Annotated in this window: 18 protein-coding genes and 1 tRNA gene; 7 read left to right on the top strand and 12 right to left on the bottom strand. The window is 60.4% G+C overall.

Going from position 1 to position 21,332, the window contains the following annotated elements; all coding sequences use genetic code 11:
- The first annotated feature begins 21 nt into the window (after positions 1-21).
- Positions 22-1,791, top strand: a complete 1,770-nt coding sequence (locus PspR76_RS28025) for an acyl-CoA dehydrogenase C-terminal domain-containing protein (RefSeq protein ID WP_159960404.1) — start codon at positions 22-24, stop codon at positions 1,789-1,791.
- A 260-nt stretch (positions 1,792-2,051) separates the two neighbouring features.
- Positions 2,052-3,830, top strand: coding sequence for an acyl-CoA dehydrogenase C-terminal domain-containing protein (locus tag PspR76_RS28020; RefSeq protein WP_159960402.1), 1,779 nt, complete (start codon positions 2,052-2,054; stop codon positions 3,828-3,830).
- A 238-nt stretch (positions 3,831-4,068) separates the two neighbouring features.
- Here PspR76_RS28020 and PspR76_RS28015 read toward each other — a convergent pair whose 3' ends face one another.
- The gene (locus tag PspR76_RS28015; RefSeq protein ID WP_159960400.1) at positions 4,069-4,956 is read right to left on the bottom strand and encodes a LysR family transcriptional regulator; all 888 of its coding nucleotides are present in this window, start codon (positions 4,954-4,956) and stop codon (positions 4,069-4,071) included.
- 209 nt (positions 4,957-5,165) lie between these two features.
- Between PspR76_RS28015 and PspR76_RS28010 the strand changes: the two genes are divergently transcribed.
- The 3 genes from PspR76_RS28010 (at position 5,166) to PspR76_RS28000 (ending at position 7,357) form a co-directional block, all read left to right on the top strand.
- Positions 5,166-6,425 carry an aspartate aminotransferase family protein gene (locus tag PspR76_RS28010; RefSeq protein ID WP_159960398.1) on the top strand — a complete coding sequence of 420 codons (1,260 nt, stop codon included), beginning with the start codon at positions 5,166-5,168 and terminating at the stop codon, positions 6,423-6,425.
- Positions 6,426-6,783: 358 nt separating this feature from the next.
- Positions 6,784-7,104, top strand: a complete 321-nt coding sequence (locus PspR76_RS28005; protein ID WP_159960396.1) for a helix-turn-helix domain-containing protein — start codon at positions 6,784-6,786, stop codon at positions 7,102-7,104.
- A gap of 94 nt (positions 7,105-7,198) precedes the next feature.
- Entirely contained in the window at positions 7,199-7,357 is a 159-nt protein-coding gene (locus PspR76_RS28000) for a YqaE/Pmp3 family membrane protein (protein ID WP_010207008.1), read from the top strand.
- A 5-nt stretch (positions 7,358-7,362) separates the two neighbouring features.
- Here PspR76_RS28000 and pqqE read toward each other — a convergent pair whose 3' ends face one another.
- The 9 genes from pqqE to PspR76_RS27955 form a co-directional block, all read right to left on the bottom strand.
- Positions 7,363-8,514, bottom strand: coding sequence for a pyrroloquinoline quinone biosynthesis protein PqqE (pqqE, locus tag PspR76_RS27995; RefSeq protein WP_106575539.1), 1,152 nt, complete (start codon positions 8,512-8,514; stop codon positions 7,363-7,365).
- Positions 8,486-8,761 (bottom strand): pyrroloquinoline quinone biosynthesis peptide chaperone PqqD, encoded by a 276-nt coding sequence (pqqD, locus tag PspR76_RS27990; protein ID WP_159960394.1) that lies wholly within the window; start codon positions 8,759-8,761, stop codon positions 8,486-8,488. Before pqqD ends, pqqE begins: the two co-directional genes overlap by 29 nt.
- Positions 8,758-9,510 (bottom strand): pyrroloquinoline-quinone synthase PqqC, encoded by a 753-nt coding sequence (gene pqqC, locus PspR76_RS27985; protein ID WP_159960392.1) that lies wholly within the window; start codon positions 9,508-9,510, stop codon positions 8,758-8,760. Before pqqC ends, pqqD begins: the two co-directional genes overlap by 4 nt.
- 11 nt (positions 9,511-9,521) lie before the next feature.
- Positions 9,522-10,433, bottom strand: coding sequence for a pyrroloquinoline quinone biosynthesis protein PqqB (gene pqqB / locus PspR76_RS27980; protein WP_159960390.1), 912 nt, complete (start codon positions 10,431-10,433; stop codon positions 9,522-9,524).
- Positions 10,434-10,503: 70 nt separating this feature from the next.
- Positions 10,504-10,578, bottom strand: a complete 75-nt coding sequence (pqqA, locus tag PspR76_RS27975) for a pyrroloquinoline quinone precursor peptide PqqA (protein WP_003194766.1) — start codon at positions 10,576-10,578, stop codon at positions 10,504-10,506.
- Between the two features lie 158 nt (positions 10,579-10,736).
- Positions 10,737-13,112, bottom strand: coding sequence for a pyrroloquinoline quinone biosynthesis protein PqqF (pqqF, locus tag PspR76_RS27970; RefSeq protein WP_159961654.1), 2,376 nt, complete (start codon positions 13,110-13,112; stop codon positions 10,737-10,739).
- 48 nt (positions 13,113-13,160) lie between these two features.
- Complete coding sequence (locus tag PspR76_RS27965) at positions 13,161-13,955, bottom strand: carbon-nitrogen hydrolase family protein (protein WP_159960388.1); 795 nt, start codon at positions 13,953-13,955, stop codon at positions 13,161-13,163.
- A gap of 10 nt (positions 13,956-13,965) precedes the next feature.
- Positions 13,966-15,648, bottom strand: a complete 1,683-nt coding sequence (locus PspR76_RS27960) for a flavin monoamine oxidase family protein (protein WP_159961651.1) — start codon at positions 15,646-15,648, stop codon at positions 13,966-13,968.
- 167 nt (positions 15,649-15,815) lie between these two features.
- On the bottom strand, positions 15,816-16,262 hold the full coding sequence (locus tag PspR76_RS27955; RefSeq protein ID WP_078734923.1) for an Lrp/AsnC family transcriptional regulator: 447 nt from the start codon (positions 16,260-16,262) through the stop codon (positions 15,816-15,818).
- 510 nt (positions 16,263-16,772) lie between these two features.
- On the opposite strand from PspR76_RS27955, the gene PspR76_RS27950 reads away from it, so the two are divergent.
- Both PspR76_RS27950 and PspR76_RS27945 read left to right on the top strand, forming a co-directional pair.
- Positions 16,773-16,955 (top strand): type II toxin-antitoxin system HicA family toxin, encoded by a 183-nt coding sequence (locus PspR76_RS27950; RefSeq protein ID WP_159960386.1) that lies wholly within the window; start codon positions 16,773-16,775, stop codon positions 16,953-16,955.
- A gap of 55 nt (positions 16,956-17,010) precedes the next feature.
- On the top strand, positions 17,011-17,412 hold the full coding sequence (locus PspR76_RS27945) for a type II toxin-antitoxin system HicB family antitoxin (protein ID WP_159960384.1): 402 nt from the start codon (positions 17,011-17,013) through the stop codon (positions 17,410-17,412).
- 48 nt (positions 17,413-17,460) lie between these two features.
- Here the strand turns inward: PspR76_RS27945 and PspR76_RS27940 are convergent.
- Both PspR76_RS27940 and PspR76_RS27935 read right to left on the bottom strand, forming a co-directional pair.
- Positions 17,461-17,537, bottom strand: a tRNA-Ile gene (locus PspR76_RS27940).
- A gap of 17 nt (positions 17,538-17,554) precedes the next feature.
- Positions 17,555-21,298 carry an EAL domain-containing protein gene (locus PspR76_RS27935; RefSeq protein WP_159960382.1) on the bottom strand — a complete coding sequence of 1,248 codons (3,744 nt, stop codon included), beginning with the start codon at positions 21,296-21,298 and terminating at the stop codon, positions 17,555-17,557.
- Between the last annotated feature and the right edge of the window lie 34 nt (positions 21,299-21,332).

The following is a 21,332-nucleotide window of genomic DNA, read 5'->3' as shown; positions in this document are numbered from 1 at the left end:
TCTGCTGCCGGAGACATCGCCATGCCTGAGTACAAAGCTCCCCTGCGCGACATGCGCTTTCTGATCGACCACGTGTTTGATTTCCACGGCCACTACGCCGCCCTGGGCGCAACGGACGCCAGCCCGGACATGGTCAGCGCGATCCTCGAAGAAGGCGCCAAATTCTGCGAAAACGTGCTGTCGCCGCTTAATCGCAGCGGCGATGAAGAAGGCTGCAATTTCGACAACGGCGTCGTCACCACGCCCAAGGGCTTCAAGGAAGCCTTCGCCCAGTACGTGGAAGGCGGCTGGCACGGCGTGGCGGCGGACCCGGCCTTCGGTGGCCAGGGCCTGCCGCATTCTTTGGGACTGGTGCTGAGCGAAATGATTGGCTCCAGCAACACATCCTGGGGCATGTACCCTGGGCTGACCCACGGCGCCATGTCGGCGATCCACGCTCATGGCACCGATGAGCAGAAAGCCACTTACCTGACCAAACTCACCGCTGGCGAGTGGACCGGCACCATGTGCCTGACCGAAGCCCATTGCGGTACCGACCTGGGGCTGATCAAAACCCGCGCCGTGCCCCAGGCGGACGGCAGCTATGCGCTCACTGGCAGCAAGATCTTCATCTCCGCCGGCGAGCACGACCTGAGTGCCAATATCATCCACCTGGTGCTGGCCAAGTTGCCGGATGCACCGGCGGGCACCAAAGGTATCTCATTGTTTATCGTGCCCAAGTTCCATGCCGATTCGGGTGAGCGCAACGCGGTGCACTGCGGCTCCATCGAGCACAAGATGGGCATCAAGGCGTCGGCCACGTGCGTGCTGAATTTCGACGGTGCCAAGGGCTTCCTGATTGGCGAGGCTAACAAGGGCCTCAACTGCATGTTCACCATGATGAACCACGCGCGTCTGGGCACCGGCATGCAGGGCCTGTGCAACGGCGAAGCGAGTTTCCAGGGCGCGATCAAATACGCCAACGACCGCCTGCAGATGCGCTCGCTGACCGGCGCCAAGGCCCCGGAAAAGGCCGCCGACCCGATCATCGTGCACGCCGATGTGCGGCGCATGTTGCTGACCATGAAAGCCTTCAACGAGGGCAACCGCGCGCTGACCTACTTCACCGCGCAATTGCTCGACACCGCGCACCTGGGCAGCGACGCCGGCCAACGCCAGGAAGCCGAAGACCTGTTGGCGTTCCTTACGCCCATCTGCAAAGCCTTCATGACCGATACGGGGCTTGAGGTGACCAACCACGGCATGCAGGTGTTCGGCGGCCACGGCTATATTCGCGAATGGGGCATGGAGCAATTGGCGCGCGATGCCCGTATTGCGCCGATCTATGAAGGCACCAACGGCATCCAGGCGCTCGACCTGCTGGGCCGCAAGGTGCTCGGTAGCCAAGGCAAGCTCTTGCGCGGTTTCACCAAGATTGTGCATAAGTTTTGCGCGGCGAATACCGAGCATCCGCAACTCAAGGCCCATGTGGCGCAGCTCAATCAACTGAATCAGCAATGGGGCGAGTTGACGATGCAAGTCGGCATGGCCGCCATGAAAAACCCCGATGAAGTTGGTGCAGCGGCGGTGGATTACTTGATGTACAGCGGTTACATCATCCTCGCCTACCTGTGGTTGCGCATGGCGATTTCGGCTCAGGCACACGACGACGCCGAGTTTGCCCAGGCTAAGTTGGCGACCTGCGACTTCTACTTCAAGCGTTTGCTGCCGCGTACAGCGACGCACCGGGCGGCCGTGGAGGCGGGCAGCGAGTGCTTGATGAGCCTGCCTGCTCAGTTGTTTGCACTGTAGGCGGCTGATGCTTCTGCGGGTAACTGTGTGCGGGCTTGTGTGGGAGCTGGCTTGCCTGCGATGCAGTCACCTCGGTATGTCAGTGAAACCGCGGTGATGCCATCGCAGGCAAGCCAGCTCCTACATTGGATCTGTGTGTGACTTATAAATACTTAATAGTCACGAAAGGACCCTATGTGTCTGAAAAGTTGTTCGGGTACACTCGGAGCTTGTAAAACCGATCCTATCGAATCACTTTTTACGTTCTCACGAGGTTTGCCATGGCTGATTACAAAGCGCCGCTGCGTGATATGCGCTTCGTCCTCAACGAAGTTTTTGAGGTCGCCAAGACTTGGGCCCAATTGCCGGCATTGGCAGACACCGTGGATGCCGAAACTGTCGAGGCGATCCTTGAGGAAGCCGGCAAAGTCACGGCCAAATCCATCGCCCCGCTCAGCCGTAACGGCGATGAGCAAGGCTGCCGTTGGGCGGACACCGTGGTCAGCACGCCGGATGGTTTTCCACAGGCCTATAAAACCTACGCCGAAGGCGGCTGGGTGGGCGTAGGCGGCGATCCGATCTTCGGCGGCATGGGCATGCCCAAGGCCGTTTCGGCCCAGGTCGAAGAGATGATCAACTCGTCGAGCCTGGCATTCGGCCTGTACCCGATGCTGACATCCGGCGCCTGCGTGTCGATCAACACCCACGCCAGCGAAGCACTCAAAGCCACCTATTTGCCGAAGATGTACTCCGGCGAGTGGGCCGGCTCCATGTGCCTGACTGAAGCGCATGCCGGGACCGACCTGGGGATTATCCGCACCAAGGCCGAGCCTCAGGCGGACGGTTCCTACACGATCAGCGGCACCAAGATTTTTATCACCGGCGGCGAACACGACCTCACCGAAAACATTATCCACCTGGTGCTGGCCAAGCTGCCTGACGCGCCCGCCGGACCAAAAGGCATCTCGTTGTTCCTGGTGCCGAAGTTCATGGTCAATGCCGACGGCAGCCTGGGCGCGCGTAACCCGGTGAGCTGTGGCTCCATCGAGCACAAGATGGGCATCCAGGCGTCCGCGACCTGCGTGATGAACTTCGACGCAGCCGTGGGTTACCTGGTGGGCGAGCCGAACCGTGGGTTGGCGGCGATGTTCACCATGATGAACTACGAGCGCCTGGGGGTTGGTATCCAGGGCTTGGCGTCGGGTGAGCGCTCGTATCAGAACGCGATTGAATATGCGCGTGATCGTCTGCAAAGCCGTTCGCCGACCGGTGCGCAGGCCAAGGACAAAGTCGCCGACCCGATCATCGTGCACCCTGATGTGCGCCGCATGTTGCTGACCATGAAGGCCTCGAACGAAGGTGGCCGCGCGTTCTCCACCTACGTGGCCACGCAGTTGGATATCGCCAAGTTCAGCGAAGACGCCGCCGCCCGCGAACGTGCCGACAATCTGGTGGCGTTGCTGACACCGGTCGCCAAAGCATTTCTCAGCGACCTGGGCCTGGAAACCACCGTGCTCGGCCAGCAAGTGTTCGGTGGCCATGGCTACATTCGCGAGTGGGGCCAGGAGCAGCTTGTTCGGGATGTGCGCATCACGCAGATCTACGAAGGCACCAATGGCATTCAGGCGCTGGACTTGATGGGGCGCAAGATAGTCGGCAGCGGCGGTGCGTTCTACACCTTGTTTGCCGACGAGATCCGCCAGTTCATCGCCACGGCGGGTGCCGAACTGGGTGAGTTCACCCGTCCGCTGAGTGCGGCGGTGGATAATCTGGATGAGTTGACCGCCTGGGTGCTGGACCGCGCCAAGACCAACCCGAATGAAATCGGCGCGGCCTCGGTGGAGTACCTGCACGCCTTTGGCTACATGGCCTATGCCTATATGTGGGCGCGCATGGCCAAGGCGGCGTTGGGCAAAGAAGCTGAGGAAGACTTCTATGCCAGCAAACTGGGCACCGCGCGCTTCTACTTTGCTCGCCTGCTGCCGCGTATTCATTCGCTGAGTGCGTCGGTAAAAGCCGGTAGCGAATCGCTGTTTTTGCTGGATGAAGCACAGTTTTAAAGGCTTGGAGGGCGTGTAAGCATTCTCTTACATCACGTGCTGCTATTCGTCCTCTATCGCCAAATTGGATCCACGGATAATCTACTTCACATGGACGTCGCGCAGGAAGCGCAAAGCAACAACACGGACACGTAGGATTCTGCCAGGACGGCGGAGTGAAATGGATGTCAGGGAAACAGTCTGCAAAGCCCCGCTTCGGCGGGGTTTTCTTTTGCCTGCGAAAAAGTCAGACAGGCGCCTACGGGGCATTCATCACGTCTTCCAGCAAGGTGCGCAGCAGCGCCACCGTAGCTTGCTGGCGTTGTACGTCGCGGCACACCAAACCCACTTTCAGCGCCACCCTCGGTTCACTCAAGGGTTTCCACAGTAGCGCCTTGCTGTTGTGCTCGTCCTGGGAGCGCCCCGGCAATACGGTGGCCAGCTTGGTGTGGGGCAGGCTGTCGAGAATACCCACCATCGTGTTGAGCTCCGCCTGCACTTGCGGCCTGCGGCCCAGGTTGGACAACTGGCCTTGCCAGATCTGCCGCACTTGAAACTCCTCGCCCAATAGCAACATCGGCAACTCGGCCGCCTGTTTCAGCGAGACTTTCTTGAATTCGCGCAGGGGATGGTCCTCGGGGATGACCACCTTCAATTCATCTTCATACAACAGCACGCCGTGCAGCCCCGGCTGGCGCGGCGGCAGGTAGCTGATGCCGATGTCCAGCGAGCCGTTCAGCAGCCGGCGTTCAATCTCCATGCCCGTCAATTCGTAGATCTGCACCACCAAATGCGGCTGAGCTTTGCGCACGCGCTCAAGCATTTGCGGGACCAGGCTGGTGTGCACGGTTTGCAGCACGCCGATGGCCAAGGTGCGCATCGCCTGACCCTTGAAGTTGCGCAAGGCTTCAACCGCCTGCTGCATGCCGTCGATCAGCGGCAACGCGTGGTTGTACAAGGTATGCGCAGCGAGCGTCGGCAACAGGCGCTTGCTGCTGCGCTCGAACAGGCTCACATCCAGGTTCTGCTCCAATTGGCGAATCTGTTGCGAGAGGGCCGGTTGAGAGATCGATAAACGCTCCGCCGCCCGGCCCACGTGGCCTTCCTCATACACCGCGACGAAATAACGCAGTTGCTTGAAATCCATAAGAGTTACTTATCGAAAAAGCTGGAAAATCGAAATGGCCGATGGCCGCTTGGAGGCCTAGTCTAGCGCCTATTCGCAGGGCTTACAGGGCCGGATCGGGCAATGAACAGCGTATTTGTTGATAGCGTTTACATAGGCAAGGCAAAACACCTCAAGGCTCGGTTTGCATGGGGCATCGACCAAGGTCCGGTTGCCATCGGGGGTAAGCTGTGAATCTGTTTCGCCGCCCTGCGCCGAGCCTGGACGATTTGATTCTCGACGCGCCACGTGACCTCTCCAGTGACAGGTTGATGCACACCGCGGCAAGGCCTGCGCAGGTGTTTGTGCGTGGCCAGGGCTCCTGGCTCTGGGACAGCGACGAGCGCGCCTACCTGGATTTCAATCAGGGCAGCGCCGCCAACAGCCTTGGCCATAGCCCGCAAATATTGATCAAGGCCCTGGCCGATCAGACTCAAGCGCTGATCAACCCGGGCAATGGCCTGCACAACCGCGCCCAGCTGAACCTTGTCGATCGGCTGTGCCAGCACACCGGCAGTGATCAGGGTTACCTGCTCAATAGCGGCGCCGAAGCCTGCGAAGCCGCGATCAAGCTGGCGCGCAAATGGGGCCAACTGCATCGCGGCGGGGCTTATCGCATCATCAGCGCCAGCAACGCTTGCCACGGCCGCAGTTTCGCAGCCATGGCGGCCTCGGCCAATGGCGGCGCAAACCGCTTTGAGCCGCAATTGCCGGGTTTCAGCCATGTGCCCTTCAACGACCTGCCAGCCCTGCACGCGGCGGTGGATGCGCAGACGGTCGCCATCATGCTGGAGCCGATCCAGAGTGAAGCTGGCGTAATTCCCGCCACTGAACATTATCTGAAAGGCGTTGAACGCCTTTGCCGCGAGCTGGGAATCCTGCTGATCCTCGATGAAGTGCAAACCGGCATCGGCCGCTGCGGCAGCCTGCTCGCCGAACAACAGTATGGCGTGCGCGCCGACATCATCACCCTCGGCAAAGGCCTGGGCGGCGGCGTGCCATTGGCGGCGTTACTGGCGCGCGGCACAGCGTGCTGCCTGGAGGTGGGCGAATTGGACGGCACCCATCATGGCAATGCATTGATGGCCTCGGCTGGCGGGGCGGTGCTCGAAACGCTGCTGGAACACGGCTTTCTTGAACACGTCCGTGAGTCAGGCCTTTACCTGGGCGAAGGCCTCGCCCGTTTGGCCTATCGCTACGACCACGGCCAACTGCGTGGACATGGCCTGATGTGGGGCCTGACGTTGTCGGATGATTCTGCGGATCCCGTCGTAAAAGCAGCCCTGCATGAAGGCCTGATCCTCAACGCCCCGCAACCCAACTGCCTGCGCTTCACACCGGCCCTGACGGTGAGCAAAAGTAACATCGACGAAATGCTGCTGCGCCTGGCCCGCGCCTTCTCCCGCGTGCGCACCGCACAACTGCAATGCCGCAAGGGCATCGCCGTTTAAACCCTAGATTCCAGAACCGTCTCGCGGCATACGCGGCGCCTCCAGCCTGATTCTTTTGGCTGGGGGCGTTTTTTTGTCGGTGAAATTTTTGGATTGAAAGCGTTGATTGAGCCTTATTGAGAACAGTGGTTTTTTACAGGCATCGGCAAGGACTGCCGCTGGGGCATGAAAATTTCAAGCGTGCCTCGTTTCTAATCTGTACCACTGAGTGGTATGTTTGCGGGAAGGGATATCCATGAGGCTTAGGTTGTTCAAGACGCGGCATTTTGCTGATTCGGCCAGCAAGGCCTGGGTCTGTGGTTAGGAGTTGCATAGATCCAGCAGATGTTGGAACTCGGGGAATTTGTGGAGATACACCATGACCAAAACATATAAAAGTGAGGCGCTTGAGTCTATTCACCAGTCAGCCGAAGCGCTTTATAAGATAGGCGCCATCAGCAAAACGACTCTTCGTGAGTTCGATGAGGCATGCCTTGCTCCCGCGCCGGCGCAAATCCCGGCCGAACAAATCAAGCAACTACGCGAAAACAGCCACGTAAGCCAACCTGTATTCGCCCGTTACCTGAACACCAGCGCCTCCACGGTGAAGAAATGGGAGTCCGGCGAGAAGCAACCCAGCGGCATGGCACTCAAGTTACTGAGCATCGTGCAGAAGCATGGGTTGGAGATTCTGGCCTGAAGATGGCCCCGTGCCAGATCCCACTGAACCCTCACGAACGGCCAAGGTCGATTAGCTACACGGCTCACACGAGCCGATTTTCTGGAGCTGACCCATGGACATCATTCGTATCATCATCGCCATTCTGCTGCCGCCACTCGGTGTGTTCCTGCAAGTGGGCTTCGCCGGTGCGTTCTGGCTGAACATCCTGCTGACCTTGTGCGGTTACTTCCCCGGCATCATTCACGCCGTGTACATCATCGCCAAACGCTAAAACCCTCAGCCTTTTGCAATGAGCCGTGAGTTGCGCTCGTTGCGAAAGGCCAACTGCTCAATGGTCTGAGTGGCATGTTCGGCTTCTTCCCGCGCTTGCAGGATGATGCCGTGCTGCTCGGACTTGCTGCACACCGGGTCGGCGTTGCTTGCGTCCCCCGTGAGCATGAATGCCTGGCAGCGGCAGCCGCCGAAGTCCTTCTCCTTCTCGTCGCATGAACGGCACGGCTCGGGCATCCAGTCGTAGCCGCGAAAGCGGTTGAAGCCAAACGAGTCGTACCAGATGTGCTGCATGCTGTGGTCGCGCACATTGGGAAATTGCACCGGCATCTGTCGGGCGCCGTGGCAAGGCAGGGCGGTGCCGTCCGGCGTAACCGTCAGGAAGATGCTGCCCCAGCCGTTCATGCAGGCTTTCGGGCGTTCCTCGTAGTAATCCGGTGTGACGAAAATCAGCTTGCACGGGTGGCCTTCGGCTTCGAGCTTGGCACGGTATTCGTTGGTGATGCGTTCGGCGCGTACCAGCTGTTCTTTAGTCGGCAACAACCCCACACGATTGAGCTGCGCCCAGCCGTAGAACTGGCACGTGGCGAGTTCGACAAAGTCCGCCTCCAAAGCGATACACAGCTCAATGATGCGGTCGATCTTGTCGATGTTGTGCCGATGGGTTACGAAATTCAACACCATCGGGTAGCCATGCGCCTTTACTGCACGGGCCATTTCCAACTTTTGCGCGAAGGCCTTTTTTGAGCCGGCCAGCAGGTTGTTCACCTGTTCGTCGCTGGCCTGGAAACTGATCTGGATATGGTCCAGCCCGGCCTTCTTGAAGTCACTGATTTTCTGCTCGGTGAGGCCGATGCCGGAGGTGATCAGGTTGGTGTAGAAGCCCAGCTTGCGGGCTTCGGCAATCAGTTCGGCAAGGTCCTGGCGCACCAGCGGTTCACCGCCGGAAAAGCCCAATTGCGCGGCACCCATTTCCCGCGCTTCACGAAACACCTTGATCCACTGTTCGGTGCTCAGCTCCTTGCCCTGTTCGGCAAAATCCAGCGGGTTGGAGCAATACGGGCACTGCAACGGGCAGCGATACGTCAGCTCCGCGAGCAGCCACAGCGGCAGGCCGACCGGTGGCTTCTCAGGCAAGTTCGATCCAGTGCTGAGCACGGGCGACCTCCATGAAATCCTCGATGTCTTTACCCAGTTCAGGCACGCCAGGGAATTGCTGACTCAGCTCGGCGATGATGGCGGCCACATTGCGCTCGCCATCGATCAGGCCGCCGATCAACGCGGCGCTGTCGTTGAGCTTGATCATGCCTTCGGGGTAGAGCAACACGTGGCCTTTTTGCGCCGGCTCGTATTGGTAGCGGTAGCCCTGGCGCCAGGTTGGTGTTCTGCTGCGATCAAAGCTCATAGGGTGATCCCTTTATGCCACACCCGCTGCTCGGTCACGCTGTGATAGGGCGGGCGTTTCAGTTCGTAGGCCATGCTCATGGCATCCAGCATGCTCCACAGGATGTCCAGTTTGAACTGGAGAATTTCCAGCATGCGCTCCTGGCCCTCGCGGGTGGTGTAATGCTGCAGCGTGATCGCCAAGCCGTGTTCCACATCGCGACGGGCCTGGCCCAGGCGGGTACGGAAATACTCGTAACCGGCCGGGTCGATCCATGGGTAGTGCTGCGGCCAGCTGTCGAGGCGCGACTGGTGGATCTGCGGGGCGAACAGCTCGGTCAGCGAGCTGCTGGCGGCTTCCTGCCAGCTGGCACGGCGCGCAAAGTTGACGTAGGCATCCACCGCAAACCGCACGCCGGGCAGCACCAGTTCCTGCGAGCGCAGTTGGTCAGGGTCGAGGCCGACTGCCTGGCCCAAGCGCAACCAGGCTTCGATGCCACCGTCTTCGCCAGGGGAGCCATCGTGGTCGAGCAGGCGCTGTATCCACTCGCGGCGGATCTCGCGGTCCGGGCAGTTGGCCAGGATCGCGGCGTCTTTCAGCGGGATGTTCACCTGATAGTAGAAACGGTTGGCGACCCAGCCCTGGATCTGCTCGCGCGTGGCGCGGCCTTCATACATCGCCACGTGGTACGGGTGATGGATATGGTAGAAGGCGCCCTTGGCCCGCAGGGCTGCTTCGAATTCGGCAGTGGTCAACGGTGTATCAGTCATCTCGATTGCTCCTACAATTCAAGGCTCATGCCGTCGTAAGCCACTTCGACATTGCGCCGCACCAGTTCCGCTCGCTCGGGGGAATCTTCATCGAGGATCGGATTGGTGTTGTTGATGTGGATAAGCACCTTGCGTTGCTCGGGCAACTGCTCCAGCACTTCCAGCATGCCGCCGGGGCCGTTCTGCGCCAAGTGGCCCATCTCGCGCCCGGTGCGGGTGCCGACGCCACGGCGCTGCATTTCATCGTCGTCCCACATCGTGCCGTCCACCAGCAGGCAATCGCTGCCGGCCATGATCTCCAGCAACGGCGCGTCAACTTTGCCCAGGCCCGGGGCGTAGAACAGTTTGCCGCCAGTGCGCAGGTCTTCGACGATCAGGCCGATGTTGTCGCCGGGGTGCGGGTCGAAGCGGTGCGGCGAGTAGGGCGGTGCGGCGCTGCGCAGTGGCAGCGGAGTGAAACGCAGGTTGGGGCAGGCCGGGATGGTGAAGCTGCGGTCCAGCTCGATGCGGTTCCAGGCCAGGCCGCCGTTCCAGTGTGTGAGCATGGTAAACAACGGAAAGCCGGTGCTCAGGTCTTCATGGACCATGTCGGTGCACCACACCTGGTGCGGGCAGCCTTCGCGCAGGCTCAACAGGCCGGTGGTGTGGTCGATCTGGCTGTCCATCAGGATGATCGCGCTGATGCCGGTATCACGTAGCGCGCGGCCGGGTTGCATCGGGGCGAAGCTTTGCAGTTGCGCGCGGATATCCGGCGACGCGTTGCACAGTACCCAATTCACGCCATCGTCGGAGATTGCGATAGACGACTGAGTGCGCGCCTGCGCCCGCAGGCTGCCGTCGCGAAAGCCTGCGCAGTTCACGCAGTTGCAGTTCCACTGCGGGAAACCACCGCCGGCGGCGGAACCTAGAATCTGGACAAACATGATCGCTCCATCAGCAAAGCTCAAAACAAAAACGCCCCGGGCGAACCGAGGCGTTGTATTACTCAGCCAATCAACGGCTGGCGAAGTACATGGTGACTTCGAAACCAATACGCAGATCAGTGTAAGCAGGTTTGGACCAGGTCATATTCATACTCCTACGAGGGATGGGACGTTCACTACTCAGCAATACATATAGTCCACCTCCAACCGGAGATGTTCAGAGGTGTGCGTATGAATGTTACGCAATTCTTTTCAAGTTAGCGCTGTCTTGATGGCAAAAGCCTTTTGCAGGGCCAGCAATGATCAGGCTCCTGTCTGCCAGGAATCACTCACTCGGGTGCCGTTGGCCACACAGCGCCAGCCGCCTGCAGCGTCGTTGAGTTGTTGGGTGGCGTGCTGCAAATCCGCGTGCGTGAGGGTTTGGATCAGCTGTTGAAGCTGTTGCAGATAACCCGACGAATGGCCAGCCAGCTGTGCGTGCCAGAGCAGGTCGGCGGCTTGGGCGATGGGCAATGCCTGGGCGGTGAATTGCTGCGCCAGGGCCTGGTTGCCCAAGTCGGCATAATTGTCGATCAGCGCCGGCAGTTGGGTCAGGAAGGTTCGCAGGTGTTCGACGATCCCCGCCAGGGAGATACTTGGCGATTGCACGCCGAACAGCAGGCCGGTTTGCCCATTAATCTGTCGGATGCCGCTGAATACTGCGTAGCCGACTTGCAGTTCGACGCGCAGGCGTTGGTAGAACGGGCGCTGGATCAGATGGCCGAGCAGTCGCCACGCGGCTTCATCGGCCAGGGATTGGGTTGGCGTCGGGCAAAACAGCAGCAATGCGGCTTCGCTGGAGTCGGTCTTCACCTCGTGCCACAGCCGCCGGCCGTCGAGGCTTTGGGGCGTGTGTTCGAGGCTTGCCGGCTGGCCAGGCAGTCGCGCCGCAGCGGTCTTGATCGCCGTTTCACACGCCGCGGGCAAGGATGTGCCCAGCCCCTGCCAGCGTGCAGTGTTCCATGACGCTGATGTCTTGCTCGTCCCGGAACCCGTACCAACACAGTAAGCCGCTAACTCCTTGAGCAGTTCCCGGATGGCAATCATCGGCGTTTGGGCGGTGGGTGACGGCGCCTCATCGGTCCGGCTCAGGTTGAGCGCCAGCGCTTCGACTACGGCCGGCATCGGTTCGTGAAGCCCGACCATTTTCACCAACCAATCATTGCCGAAGGTTTCGAAAGATAAATCCACTCCCGCCTGACGCGCATTTTCGCGCAACGGCTGCAGCGCACTTTCCAGCCCGGCTGGGGCGGCGGATTCAAATCGCCATTGCAGGTACAGCGCGCCTTCATCAGTGTCATCCGCCAAGGCCTGGCTGAATGTGAGCGCCGACACGTCTCGCCGCCCGCGCGAGCGATCCTGGGCAAAGGTGCGCAAACCACGATGGGCGCTGGTCTGGCCGCGAATCAGGCCCGCACGTTCTTCCTTGGCTGGCGGGCGCAGGAATGGATTGCCGGGCGGCAATTGCCAGGCGTGCTCGGCGGGCGGCAGGTGCAGTGAGTCGAGCATGGCTTTGAGGGCTGCAACATCCTGTTCCGACAAGTCTTCGCTGGCGTTTCGAGCCAGTGCCAGGGCGCCCTGGATCTGTTGCTGGCGAGCGCTCAGCAAGGCGAACTCTTCGCGCAACGGCGTCCAATTGCTCTGTGCGAAAAAACTCAGCCAGTCGTGCAACAACGCTTCGATCTGAGTAGCCGCGTCGCCTTGAGTACCGAGCGTGATATCGACATCCAGCAGCGCTTGCCCGGCAAAGTGATACAGCACGGATGCCTGCAGTTCGGTCGCCAGCTTTTGTGCTTTCAGCGTCGCCAGCAAGCCGCCGGGTGCGCAGGCGTTGAGCCAGGTGCAGAGAAAATCCAGTGCTTGGCGCGGCACGTCGCAGGCAATGACCTGGTGCAGGTGGTTGTTCGCGGTGTGTTGATAGCCCTGCGCTGCGCCTTGCATCAGCGCGGGCGGTTCGGCCTGTGGGTGGAAAGGCCCCGAGGCCAATGCCTCGCTGAATCGCTGCGCCAATGCTTCCAACTCTTCCAATGCTTGCGGCCCGGCAAGGCTCAAGGTCATCTGCCCGCTTCTGTAAAAATGCGCGTGGAATTCCCGCAGAGCTTGCTGAAATGCCTCACGCTCCACCGGCAAACTGTCCCGATTACCTGCATGAAAACCGCGCAATGGATGATCGGCTGCCAAGCTCTCCAGCAGCGCGACCTCCTGCTGTGCCTTGGCATCCTGGGACCAGGCGACAAACTCGGCGTGCAGCACTTCGCGCTCCCGCAGCTGGTCCTCAACCGCCAGGCGCGGATGGGTCAACATGTCCGCCAGCCGTTCCAGTCCATCCGCAAAGTCCTGCACGGGCAGTTCGAAAAAGTAGTCCGTGGTGCGCTCGCGGGTACTCGCATTGACCTGTCCGCCATGCCGCTGCACGTGGGCCATCAGCCCTTCATCGGAGGGAAAACGCTGCGTCCCGAGAAACAACAAATGCTCAAGAAAATGCGCCAGCCCCGGCCAGGCCAATGGCACGTCATGGCTGCCGGCGGCCACCCGTAAAACGGCAGCGCAACGCTTTAAACGTGGCGCATGGCGCAGGGACACCCGCAGGCCATTCGCGAGGGTCAGGTGAAGGTGATGAGGCTGGGCCGGCGCAGGCATGGGCACTTCCGAAACGTAGGAGGTGGCCATGTTAACAAACCGGCCGGGTCAGGGCTTGTGCAGCGCGGCGTACAGCTCGGGGCGACGGTCTTGCAGGTAGTGATTGGCGGTGCGGGCGTCGATGATGGATTGGCGATCCAGCTCCCCGACAATCAACGCCTCATCCAGCCCGGCCTGGGCGACGCGCTGGCCATTCGGCGCGGCAATACTGCTCTGGCCGCAATACTGGATTTCGCCTTCCTGCCCGCAATAGTTGGCGTAGGCCACATAACACTGGTTTTCATAGGCCCGTGCCCGCACGGTGACGTCGGCGACGAAGTCGAACGGCACCATATTGGCGGTGGGCACCAAAATCAGTTCAGCACCGGCCAGGGCCAGGCGCCGGGTGTTTTCCGGGAACTCCAGGTCGTAGCAGATCAGGAAACCAAGCTTCCAACCGTTCAGTTCCACCAACGGGAAATCATCTTCCCCGGCACTGAACATCGAGTGGTCCAGGTCGCCAAACAGGTGAGTCTTGCGGTAGTTGCACAGGCGCTGGCCATGGGCGTCGATCAACTGCACGGCGTTGTAGATCTGCCCGTCCTCGGCCCGCTCCGGGTAGCCATACGCAATCGCCAGCCCCGCGCTCCTGGCAAGTTCGGCAATCGCCTGAGCCGACGCGCCATCCTGTGCCTCGGCCAGCGCGCCAACCGCTTCGGCGCCGATGTTGTAGCCGCTGAGAAACATCTCCGGCAACACCAGCACATCCGCGCCCGACGCCTCATGGGCGAGCTGGTGCAGGCGCGTGAGGTTGCCGGCCACATCCAGCGGCAGCGGTGGGCATTGGTACAGGGCGACGCGCATGTTCAACTCCTTAATCGGCCAGGGCGATTGGGCCGATTTCGTCGAATACATCACCCGGCCCCGGGTTCTCCGGATGGGTGCTGCCGCCGAAGTGGGTCATGATGCCCCACACCGCGTTCAGCGAAGTTTGTACCGCGCCTTCGACCCAGGCGGGCGTCCAGGAAACGTCGTCACCGGCGATAAAAATCCCACGCTGTTCGGCGGGCATGTCCTTCTGCATAAAGTGCGCATACATCCGCTGGTTGTAGCGATAGTGACCGGGCAAAGCACCTTTGAAAGCCCCGAGGAAATGCGGGTCGGCTTCCCAGGACACGGTGATCGGGTCGCCGATGATGCGCGCCTTGATGTCGACTTTCGGGTAGATCTTTTTCAGTGCGTCCAGCGCCAGTTTCACGCGCTTGTCGATGGGCTGCGGGAGCATTTTCAGCGCGTCGCTCATCCACGAATATGACAGGCAAATCACGCCCGGCTTGTCGTCGCCGTTGTCGAACAGGTAGGTGCCACGGGTCAGGCGATCGGTGAGGGTCATGCTCATCAGGTCGCGGCCGGTTTCCGGGTCTTTGTCTTTCCAGAACGGGCGGTCGACCATCACAAAGGTTTTCGACGACTGCATGTAACGGGTGCGGTCCAGGGCCATCCACATCTTTTGCGAGAACAGGGTTTCGTCGCATTCGATTTGGGTGGTCAGCAGCCAGCTTTGGCAGGTGGTCAGCACGGCGGCGTACTCGCGGGTGTCGCCGTAGTTGTCGGTCACGGCAAAGCGCCCACCGTCGGCGTGCGCGATGCGCTTCACACCGGCCCGTGGCGCGCCGCGATGCAACGAGCTGAGGCTGGTGCCTGCCGGCCAATGGGCGCAACGTTCCGGCACATGGCGCCAGATGCCCATGGGCACTTGTGCCACGCCGCCGACAACCAGGTGCTGGTGGTCGTCGCAGTTGGTCATCACCACGCGGAAGATTTCCAGCATCGAGTTGGGGAAGTCCGAGTCCCAGCCGCCGGTGCCGAAACCCACTTGGCCGAAGACTTCGCGGTGCGCGAACGACAGTTTGGCGAAGGCCTTGGAGGTGGCGACGAAGTCATAGAAGGTGCGGTCGTCCCACAACGGCACCAGCTTGTTCCACAGCGCTTTGAGGCGCGGCACGTCGCGATCGCGGATGGCCTGCTGGATATCACCGAACTGCGAGCCGGCTTCCAGCGCATCCGCCCAGGCGTCGGCGACTTCCTGAAACAGCACCGGCAAGTCCGAGAGTTTTTGTGCGTAGTGGGTCTGGCCTTCGAGGTCGACCACCGTGCTGCCAGAGGCTGGCGTCAGCGGGTTGGGGAAGGGTTTGGTCTCCAGGCCCAGCTTGTCCACATAGTGGTAGAACGCGGTGGACGACACCGGAAAACGCATGCCGCCCAGCTCGGCGATGATGCCCTCGGCGCCTTCAAACGCCTGGGAACGCAAGCGGCCGCCCATCTTCGACGCTTCGTACACCACCGGCTTGAGGCCCAGCTTCATCAACTCGTAAGCGGCCACCAGGCCCGCGATCCCGGCACCCACAATCGCCACTTCGGCGCCATGGTTGGCGGCCGGAATGCTGCCCAGGCCAGCCGGATGCTCGATCCAGTCATCAAAGGCAAACGGAAAATCCGGGCCAAAGATGGTGATGGGTTTTTTACCGTCGGCGGGGTGGCGATTGGTCTTGCTGATGGTGCTGGACGGAATGCTCATGGCTGACCTTACTGACGACTCGGCGGGTTGTGGCCCGTTGAGTATAGGAAAAGATGGCAGCCAGTTTAGGGAGCGTAGCGTTCGTTATTAAGACGCAATGTGTCGTCGGATTGAACTGTTTTTAGTCAAAGTGACGAAATAGGCGGTCAGATTGGTTGGCCGCGGTCCAATTTGTTACTGAGGATGATCGACGTGGTGGTTTTCTCCACGCCGTCGACACTGCCGATCTGGTCCAGCAACTGATCCAGCTGCTCCGGCGAATCGGTGCGCAGCCACGCCACGTAATCAAACTCGCCACTCACCGCACACAACTGCTGCACCTGCGCCATGGCACTCAGCCTGCGCAATACTTCCTTGCCCGAGCGTGCTTGCACGGTAATCCCCACATAAGCCTGCAAACCCCCATCGACCACACGCTGGCCGAGGCGCACGCCGTAGCCGGTAATCACCTGGGTTTTCTCCAGGCGCGCCAGGCGCGACGTCACCGTGGTGCGCGCGATACCCAGTTGCCGGGCAAGCATGGCCACGCTTTCGCGAGCGTTGATCTGCAAGGCGGCGATCAGTTGGCGATCGATTTCATCGAGGACGGGCAAGGGCAGGGCTCCAGTGCGGGCGGCAATGGGGCGGTATGTTACAGGCTTGTGCCCGCGCTGGATGGGCGTGACTAGGGCAACTTGCACACTTTTGCGGCGGCGGGATCGTTCGGGATAAACGAGTCAGGCGCAAGGGTGATGGCGAGAGCGCCTGCGGTGCGCAGGCTGAGGGTAAAAAAGGCGTGGGGTGAACGGTTGGATTGAGGCATGGAGCCGGGTTTCCTCGTGCTGGTGCGGGTGGCCGAGCAGGGTCTGTGCCGCAGCGGTTGAGTACCATTAACAAATATTTCATTGCTTATAACGTCGCGACTTTTCGCGCGGAGGCCACCCTTAAAATCGAGGCACAAAAACTGACAGATGTTCGCTGGCAGAAAAGCTCTTTGCGTCGTCATCATCGCGGCATACGAGCCCGGCCAGAGGATTAGCGGGCTTTATTCATTGGTGTGTGCTGTGTGTAAAAAAACACTCTGTTAGTCAGCAGTGTGTAATATACACACTGAAGGGTGGGCGATGAGAAGCAGAGAGCTGATTGAACGCTTGGTTGCAGATGGATGGTTTGAGGTGGCAGTAAAGGGCAGTCATCACCAGTTCAAGCACCCTGAGAAGCGGGGACGTGTCACCGTGCCTCACCCCAAGTCAGAGATTGCCAAGGGTACCTTACACAGTATTTTCAAATCAGCAGGTCTCAAGTGATAAGACTGGCCGACGAGTTGGATGAGCTCCTTAGAGTTCGTTCGGAGGTGGAGCGATGAAATTCCCAGTGGTAGTACATAAAGACGCCGATTCGGACTACAGCGTGACGGTCCCTGATGTACCTGGTTGCTTTTCGGCAGGCTCCTCGTTTTCCGAAGCGTTGGATAATGTTCGGGAGGCGTTGACGCTGCACCTGGAAGGGCTGGTTGCCGACCAGGAAAAACTTCCCCAAGCACAAGAGGTCGATGCTCACTTGAACAATCCGGACTTTGCCGGCGGTGTCTGGGCGATAGTCGACTTTGATCTCACGCCGTACTTGGGTAAGTCGGTGCGCTTCAATGCCTCTTTGCCGGAACAGTTGCTGCACCGCATTGATGAGCGTGTGCAGAAGGATCATCGCTATGCATCGCGGTCAGGCTTTTTGGCGACGGCGGCGTTGCGTGAGTTGTCTGTGTAAGTCGAACGCCAGACACGCAAAAGCCGCGCATTGCGCGGCTTTTTTGTTTGGTGGGCCCACACGGACTTGAACCGTGGACCAAAGGATTATGAGTCCTCTGCTCTGACCAACTGAGCTATAGGCCCTTGTCACAGGTCGCGGATTATAACGACGGTTTCCCCGCTGTGCCATCCGAAAAGTCTGAAACCCTCATATGAAGAAATGTCGCGGCAAAAAGCTCGGGCGGCAGGGGCAGGCTGACGATGTAGCCTTGCATCTGTTCGCAGCCTTCGGCGGCGAGGAAGGCCTGTTGCGCGGGGTTTTCCACGCCTTCGGCGATGATGGTGAATTGCATGCTGTGGCCCAGGGCGATGATGGCGCGCACGATGGCGGCGTCGTGAGGGTCGTCGGGCAGGCCGCGTACGAACGACTGGTCGATCTTGAGGAAGTCCAGCGGCAGGCGTTTGAGGTAGCTGAGGGATGAATAGCCGGTGCCGAAATCGTCAATCGCCAGCTGCACGCCGAGGCGTTTGAGCTGGTGCAGCACTTCCAGGGCTTCTTCGGCCTGGCTCATGATGAAGTTTTCGGTGATCTCCAGTTGCAGGCAGCCGGGCTCCAGGCGGTAGTCGCGCAGGAGCTGCTCAATGCGCCCGAGCAGGTTGGGGTGACGCAGTTGCGCGCCGGCAAGGTTCACCGACAGTGGGCCGAAATCTTCAAAGACGGTTTGCCAGGCGTGCAGTTGCCGGCAGGCCTGTTCCAGCACCCAGTCGCCAATTTGCAGGATCATGCCGTTCTCTTCGGCGAGGGCGATGAAATGCTCGGGCGGCACGTCGCCGAAGGTGGGGTGGCGCCAGCGGATCAGGGCTTCGGCGCCGATCAGTTCCTGAGTCGCCAGGCTCAGTTTGGGTTGGTAGCACAGGCTCAACTCTTCACGTTCGATGGCGCGGCGAAGTTCGTGTTCCAGGGCCACGCGTTCGTTGGCTTGGGCGGTGAGGTCGCGGGTGTAGCTTTCGACGCGGTTGCGGCCCTTGGCCTTGGAGCGGTACATCGCGGCGTCGGCATTTTTGACCAGCGTGGCGACGTCAGTGCCGTCCTGCGGGTACAGGCTGGTGCCGATACTCGCGCTGATAAAGAACTCGTGCTCACCAGCCTGGAAGGGCGGGGTAAAACAGGCGAGCAGTTTATTGGCCAGGTGTTCGGCGTCGCTGGCGTGTTGCAGGCCGGGCAGCAGGATGATGAACTCGTCGCCGCCCAGGCGCGCCACGGTGTCGACGTCACGCAGTTGGTCCTTGAGGCGCACGGCGATGTCCTTGAGCAGCAGGTCGCCGATGGGATGGCCGAGGCTGTCGTTGATATGCTTGAAGCGGTCCAGGTCGAGGAACAGCACGGCGCCTTGGTTGCCGCTTTCCTGTTGGCCATTGAGTGCCGCCTGCAAACGGCTTTCAAACAAGGTGCGGTTGGGCAGGCCGGTCAGTGGGTCATGATGCGCCTGGTAGTCGAGCCGCGCCTGGGCGTGCTTGAGGCTGGAAATGTCGGCAAACACGGCGACAAAGTGGGTGATCAATTGCTCGCGGTTGCGCACGGCACTGATGGTCAGCCAGCTGGGGTACAACTCGCCGTTTTTGCGGCGGTTGGATATCTCACCCTGCCAATGGCCCTGGGCGGTTAACTGGTGCCACATGGCCGCATAGAATGCGCTGTCATGCAGGCCGGAGGCGAGCAGGCGCGGCGTGCTGCCCAGCGCTTCGGCTTCGCTGTAGCCGGTGATTTCAGTGAAGGCGCGGTTGACGGCGCTGATGTTCTGCCGAGTGTCGGTGATCAACACGCCTTCGGCCGTGCTTTCAAACACCGTCGCGGCCTGTTGCAGTTTTTCCTGCATGAACTGGCGTTCGGTGATGTCCCGAGCAATGGTCAGCATGCAATCTTCATCGCCGATGGGCAGTGGGCGGCTGGAGACTTCGCAGAGGCGAATCTGGCCGTCGTTGCGGCGTATATGGCAGACGAAATCGCGCACAAACCCGTCGCGCTGCATCAGCTCAAGCATATGTTTGCGTTCGTTGAGGTCGACCCAGATGCCCAAGTCCAGGGTGGATTGGTCGAGCGAGGTTGCGCTGGTAAACCCGGTAATCCGGCTGAAACCGTCATTCACTTCAATCAGCAGCCCATCGCGTTGGCGGCTGAGCAGCAAGCCATCGGGTGAGGCATGGAAGGCCTTGGCGAATTTCTCTTCGGAGGTTTGCAGCTGTTGCTGGGTTTCCTTGAGCTGGGTGATATCACGCACCACCACCACCAGAGCCTCGGTGGTATCGAGTTGGAACGGCTCCGCCGAAATCAGGCCGGTAAAGGCTTGGCCGTTGCTGCGTCGAAACGGCATTTCGAGGTTGCGGATGCTGGTGGTTTGCACGCGTTGCAGCAGGTCGGGGCCGACGCCTTGAATGCCCCAGATATTCAGTTCGGTGGCGGTTTTGCCCACGACTTGTTCAGCGCTCAAGCCAATTTGGTCTTCAAAAGCCTTGTTGACCTCCAGCAGGCAGCCATCGGAAAGCCGCGCAATCACCAGGATGTCCGGGCATTGCTGGAACACCGAGGCAAATTTCTGCTCGGAAAGCTGCAGGGCCTCTTCAGTGCGCTTGGCTTCGCTGATATCAATCATCAGGCCGCGCAGCACCGGCTCATGCCCGTGCTCGATAAGGCTGACAATATCGCGCACCCACAGGCAGCGGCCATCGGCGGTGATCACCCGATAATCGAGGCTGTGATCGCGGTTGGCGCGGGTTTCGCGGTAGCAATAGGCTTCGGCGCGCGTCAGGTCGGCGGGGTGGATGATGTTGCGCCAGAAACCGGGGATCAGCCAATGCGCGCGGGGGTAGCCGAGCAGGTCTTCGGCATGGGGCGACACGTAGCTGTAGGTGAAGTCAGTGATGCTGGCTTCCCAGGCGATGGCGGACAGGCTCTCCACCAGGCCGCGATAGTGGTATTCACTGCTGCGCAGTTCCTGCTCAAGGGCGACCCGTCGGGAAATTTCCGAGCTGAGCCGACGATTGATCCGAATCACGATGGCCAGCACGGTGCTCAACAGCAGCACGGCGGGCAGGCCGTACATCAGCAGGTCGGCCCAGAATGTGCGGTGATCGGTAAAGCTGCCGACCCAATGTTGCTGGATCGCGTCGGTTTCGTCTGAGCTGAGGTCGGCGAGCACCTTGTCCAGGATGCCCACCAGCATTTTCTCATCGCGCGGTACGCCCATCGCCAACTGATAGCGGTAGGGCGTTTCGCCGCTGACGTATAAACCATCAAGCTTGAGTTGGCGCAGGCTCCAGACGCTGGAGGCAAGATCGCCTACGACCGCATCCACTTCATCGGTGGCCAGCGCCTGCAGAGTCGAGCTGACGTTGGGCATGGCCACCAGGTTGAGATCCGGGTGGTGGGTGCGCAGTAATTCATGCGGTGCGTAGTTTTCCACCACAGCAATCTTGAGACCGTACAAATCCTTCAGGTTGCGCGGTTTCGCGCCGCCTTCATGGGCGAGGATGACAATCGGGAAATCCAGGTACGGGCGCGTGAAGGCCAGGAAACCCTGGCGCTCCGGGGTGGACATGATGCCGGGCAGCAGGTCGAGCTGGTTGTTTTTGGCCTGCTCGAGCACGGCGGTCCAGTTTACGGGCTCGATCAGTTTGATCCTGACGCCCAGGCGGTCCTGGATCAAGCGCACGTAGTCGGCGGCCAGGCCTTGATAACGGCCATTTTCGTCACGGTATTCGAAGGGTGGCCAGGAGGCATCCACCCCAAGGCGCAGCTCCTGATGGTCCGCCAGCCAGCCACGCTCTTCATCGGTGAGAGTCAACGCGCCAGCCGTTGCGGTCCAGGTCAGCAGCGACAGCAGTATCACGGTCGGCAGTCTGGGCATAACGGTCTCGTTATGGCACGGGGAATGTTTCGAG

It is taken from the genome of Pseudomonas sp. R76, assembly GCF_009834565.1.
GTDB lineage: Bacteria > Pseudomonadota > Gammaproteobacteria > Pseudomonadales > Pseudomonadaceae > Aquipseudomonas.
This window is presented reverse-complemented; position numbering and strand designations above follow the sequence as displayed.

What these genes read in the sequence shown, in the direction of transcription:
- pqqC (WP_159960392.1), bottom strand. Translation starts at nt 9,510, where the DNA reads ATGACTGATACACCGTTGACCACTGCCGAATTCGAAGCAGCCCTGCGG.
- PspR76_RS28020 (WP_159960402.1), top strand. Translation starts at nt 2,052, where the DNA reads ATGGCTGATTACAAAGCGCCGCTGCGTGATATGCGCTTCGTCCTCAAC.
- PspR76_RS27945 (WP_159960384.1), top strand. Translation starts at nt 17,011, where the DNA reads ATGAAATTCCCAGTGGTAGTACATAAAGACGCCGATTCGGACTACAGC.
- PspR76_RS28025 (WP_159960404.1), top strand. Translation starts at nt 22, where the DNA reads ATGCCTGAGTACAAAGCTCCCCTGCGCGACATGCGCTTTCTGATCGAC.
- PspR76_RS28000 (WP_010207008.1), top strand. Translation starts at nt 7,199, where the DNA reads ATGGACATCATTCGTATCATCATCGCCATTCTGCTGCCGCCACTCGGT.
- PspR76_RS28005 (WP_159960396.1), top strand. Translation starts at nt 6,784, where the DNA reads ATGACCAAAACATATAAAAGTGAGGCGCTTGAGTCTATTCACCAGTCA.
- pqqD (WP_159960394.1), bottom strand. Translation starts at nt 8,761, where the DNA reads ATGAGCTTTGATCGCAGCAGAACACCAACCTGGCGCCAGGGCTACCGC.
- pqqB (WP_159960390.1), bottom strand. Translation starts at nt 10,433, where the DNA reads ATGTTTGTCCAGATTCTAGGTTCCGCCGCCGGCGGTGGTTTCCCGCAG.
- pqqF (WP_159961654.1), bottom strand. Translation starts at nt 13,112, where the DNA reads ATGCCTGCGCCGGCCCAGCCTCATCACCTTCACCTGACCCTCGCGAAT.
- PspR76_RS27935 (WP_159960382.1), bottom strand. Translation starts at nt 21,298, where the DNA reads ATGCCCAGACTGCCGACCGTGATACTGCTGTCGCTGCTGACCTGGACC.
- PspR76_RS28015 (WP_159960400.1), bottom strand. Translation starts at nt 4,956, where the DNA reads ATGGATTTCAAGCAACTGCGTTATTTCGTCGCGGTGTATGAGGAAGGC.
- PspR76_RS27950 (WP_159960386.1), top strand. Translation starts at nt 16,773, where the DNA reads ATGAGAAGCAGAGAGCTGATTGAACGCTTGGTTGCAGATGGATGGTTT.
- PspR76_RS27965 (WP_159960388.1), bottom strand. Translation starts at nt 13,955, where the DNA reads ATGCGCGTCGCCCTGTACCAATGCCCACCGCTGCCGCTGGATGTGGCC.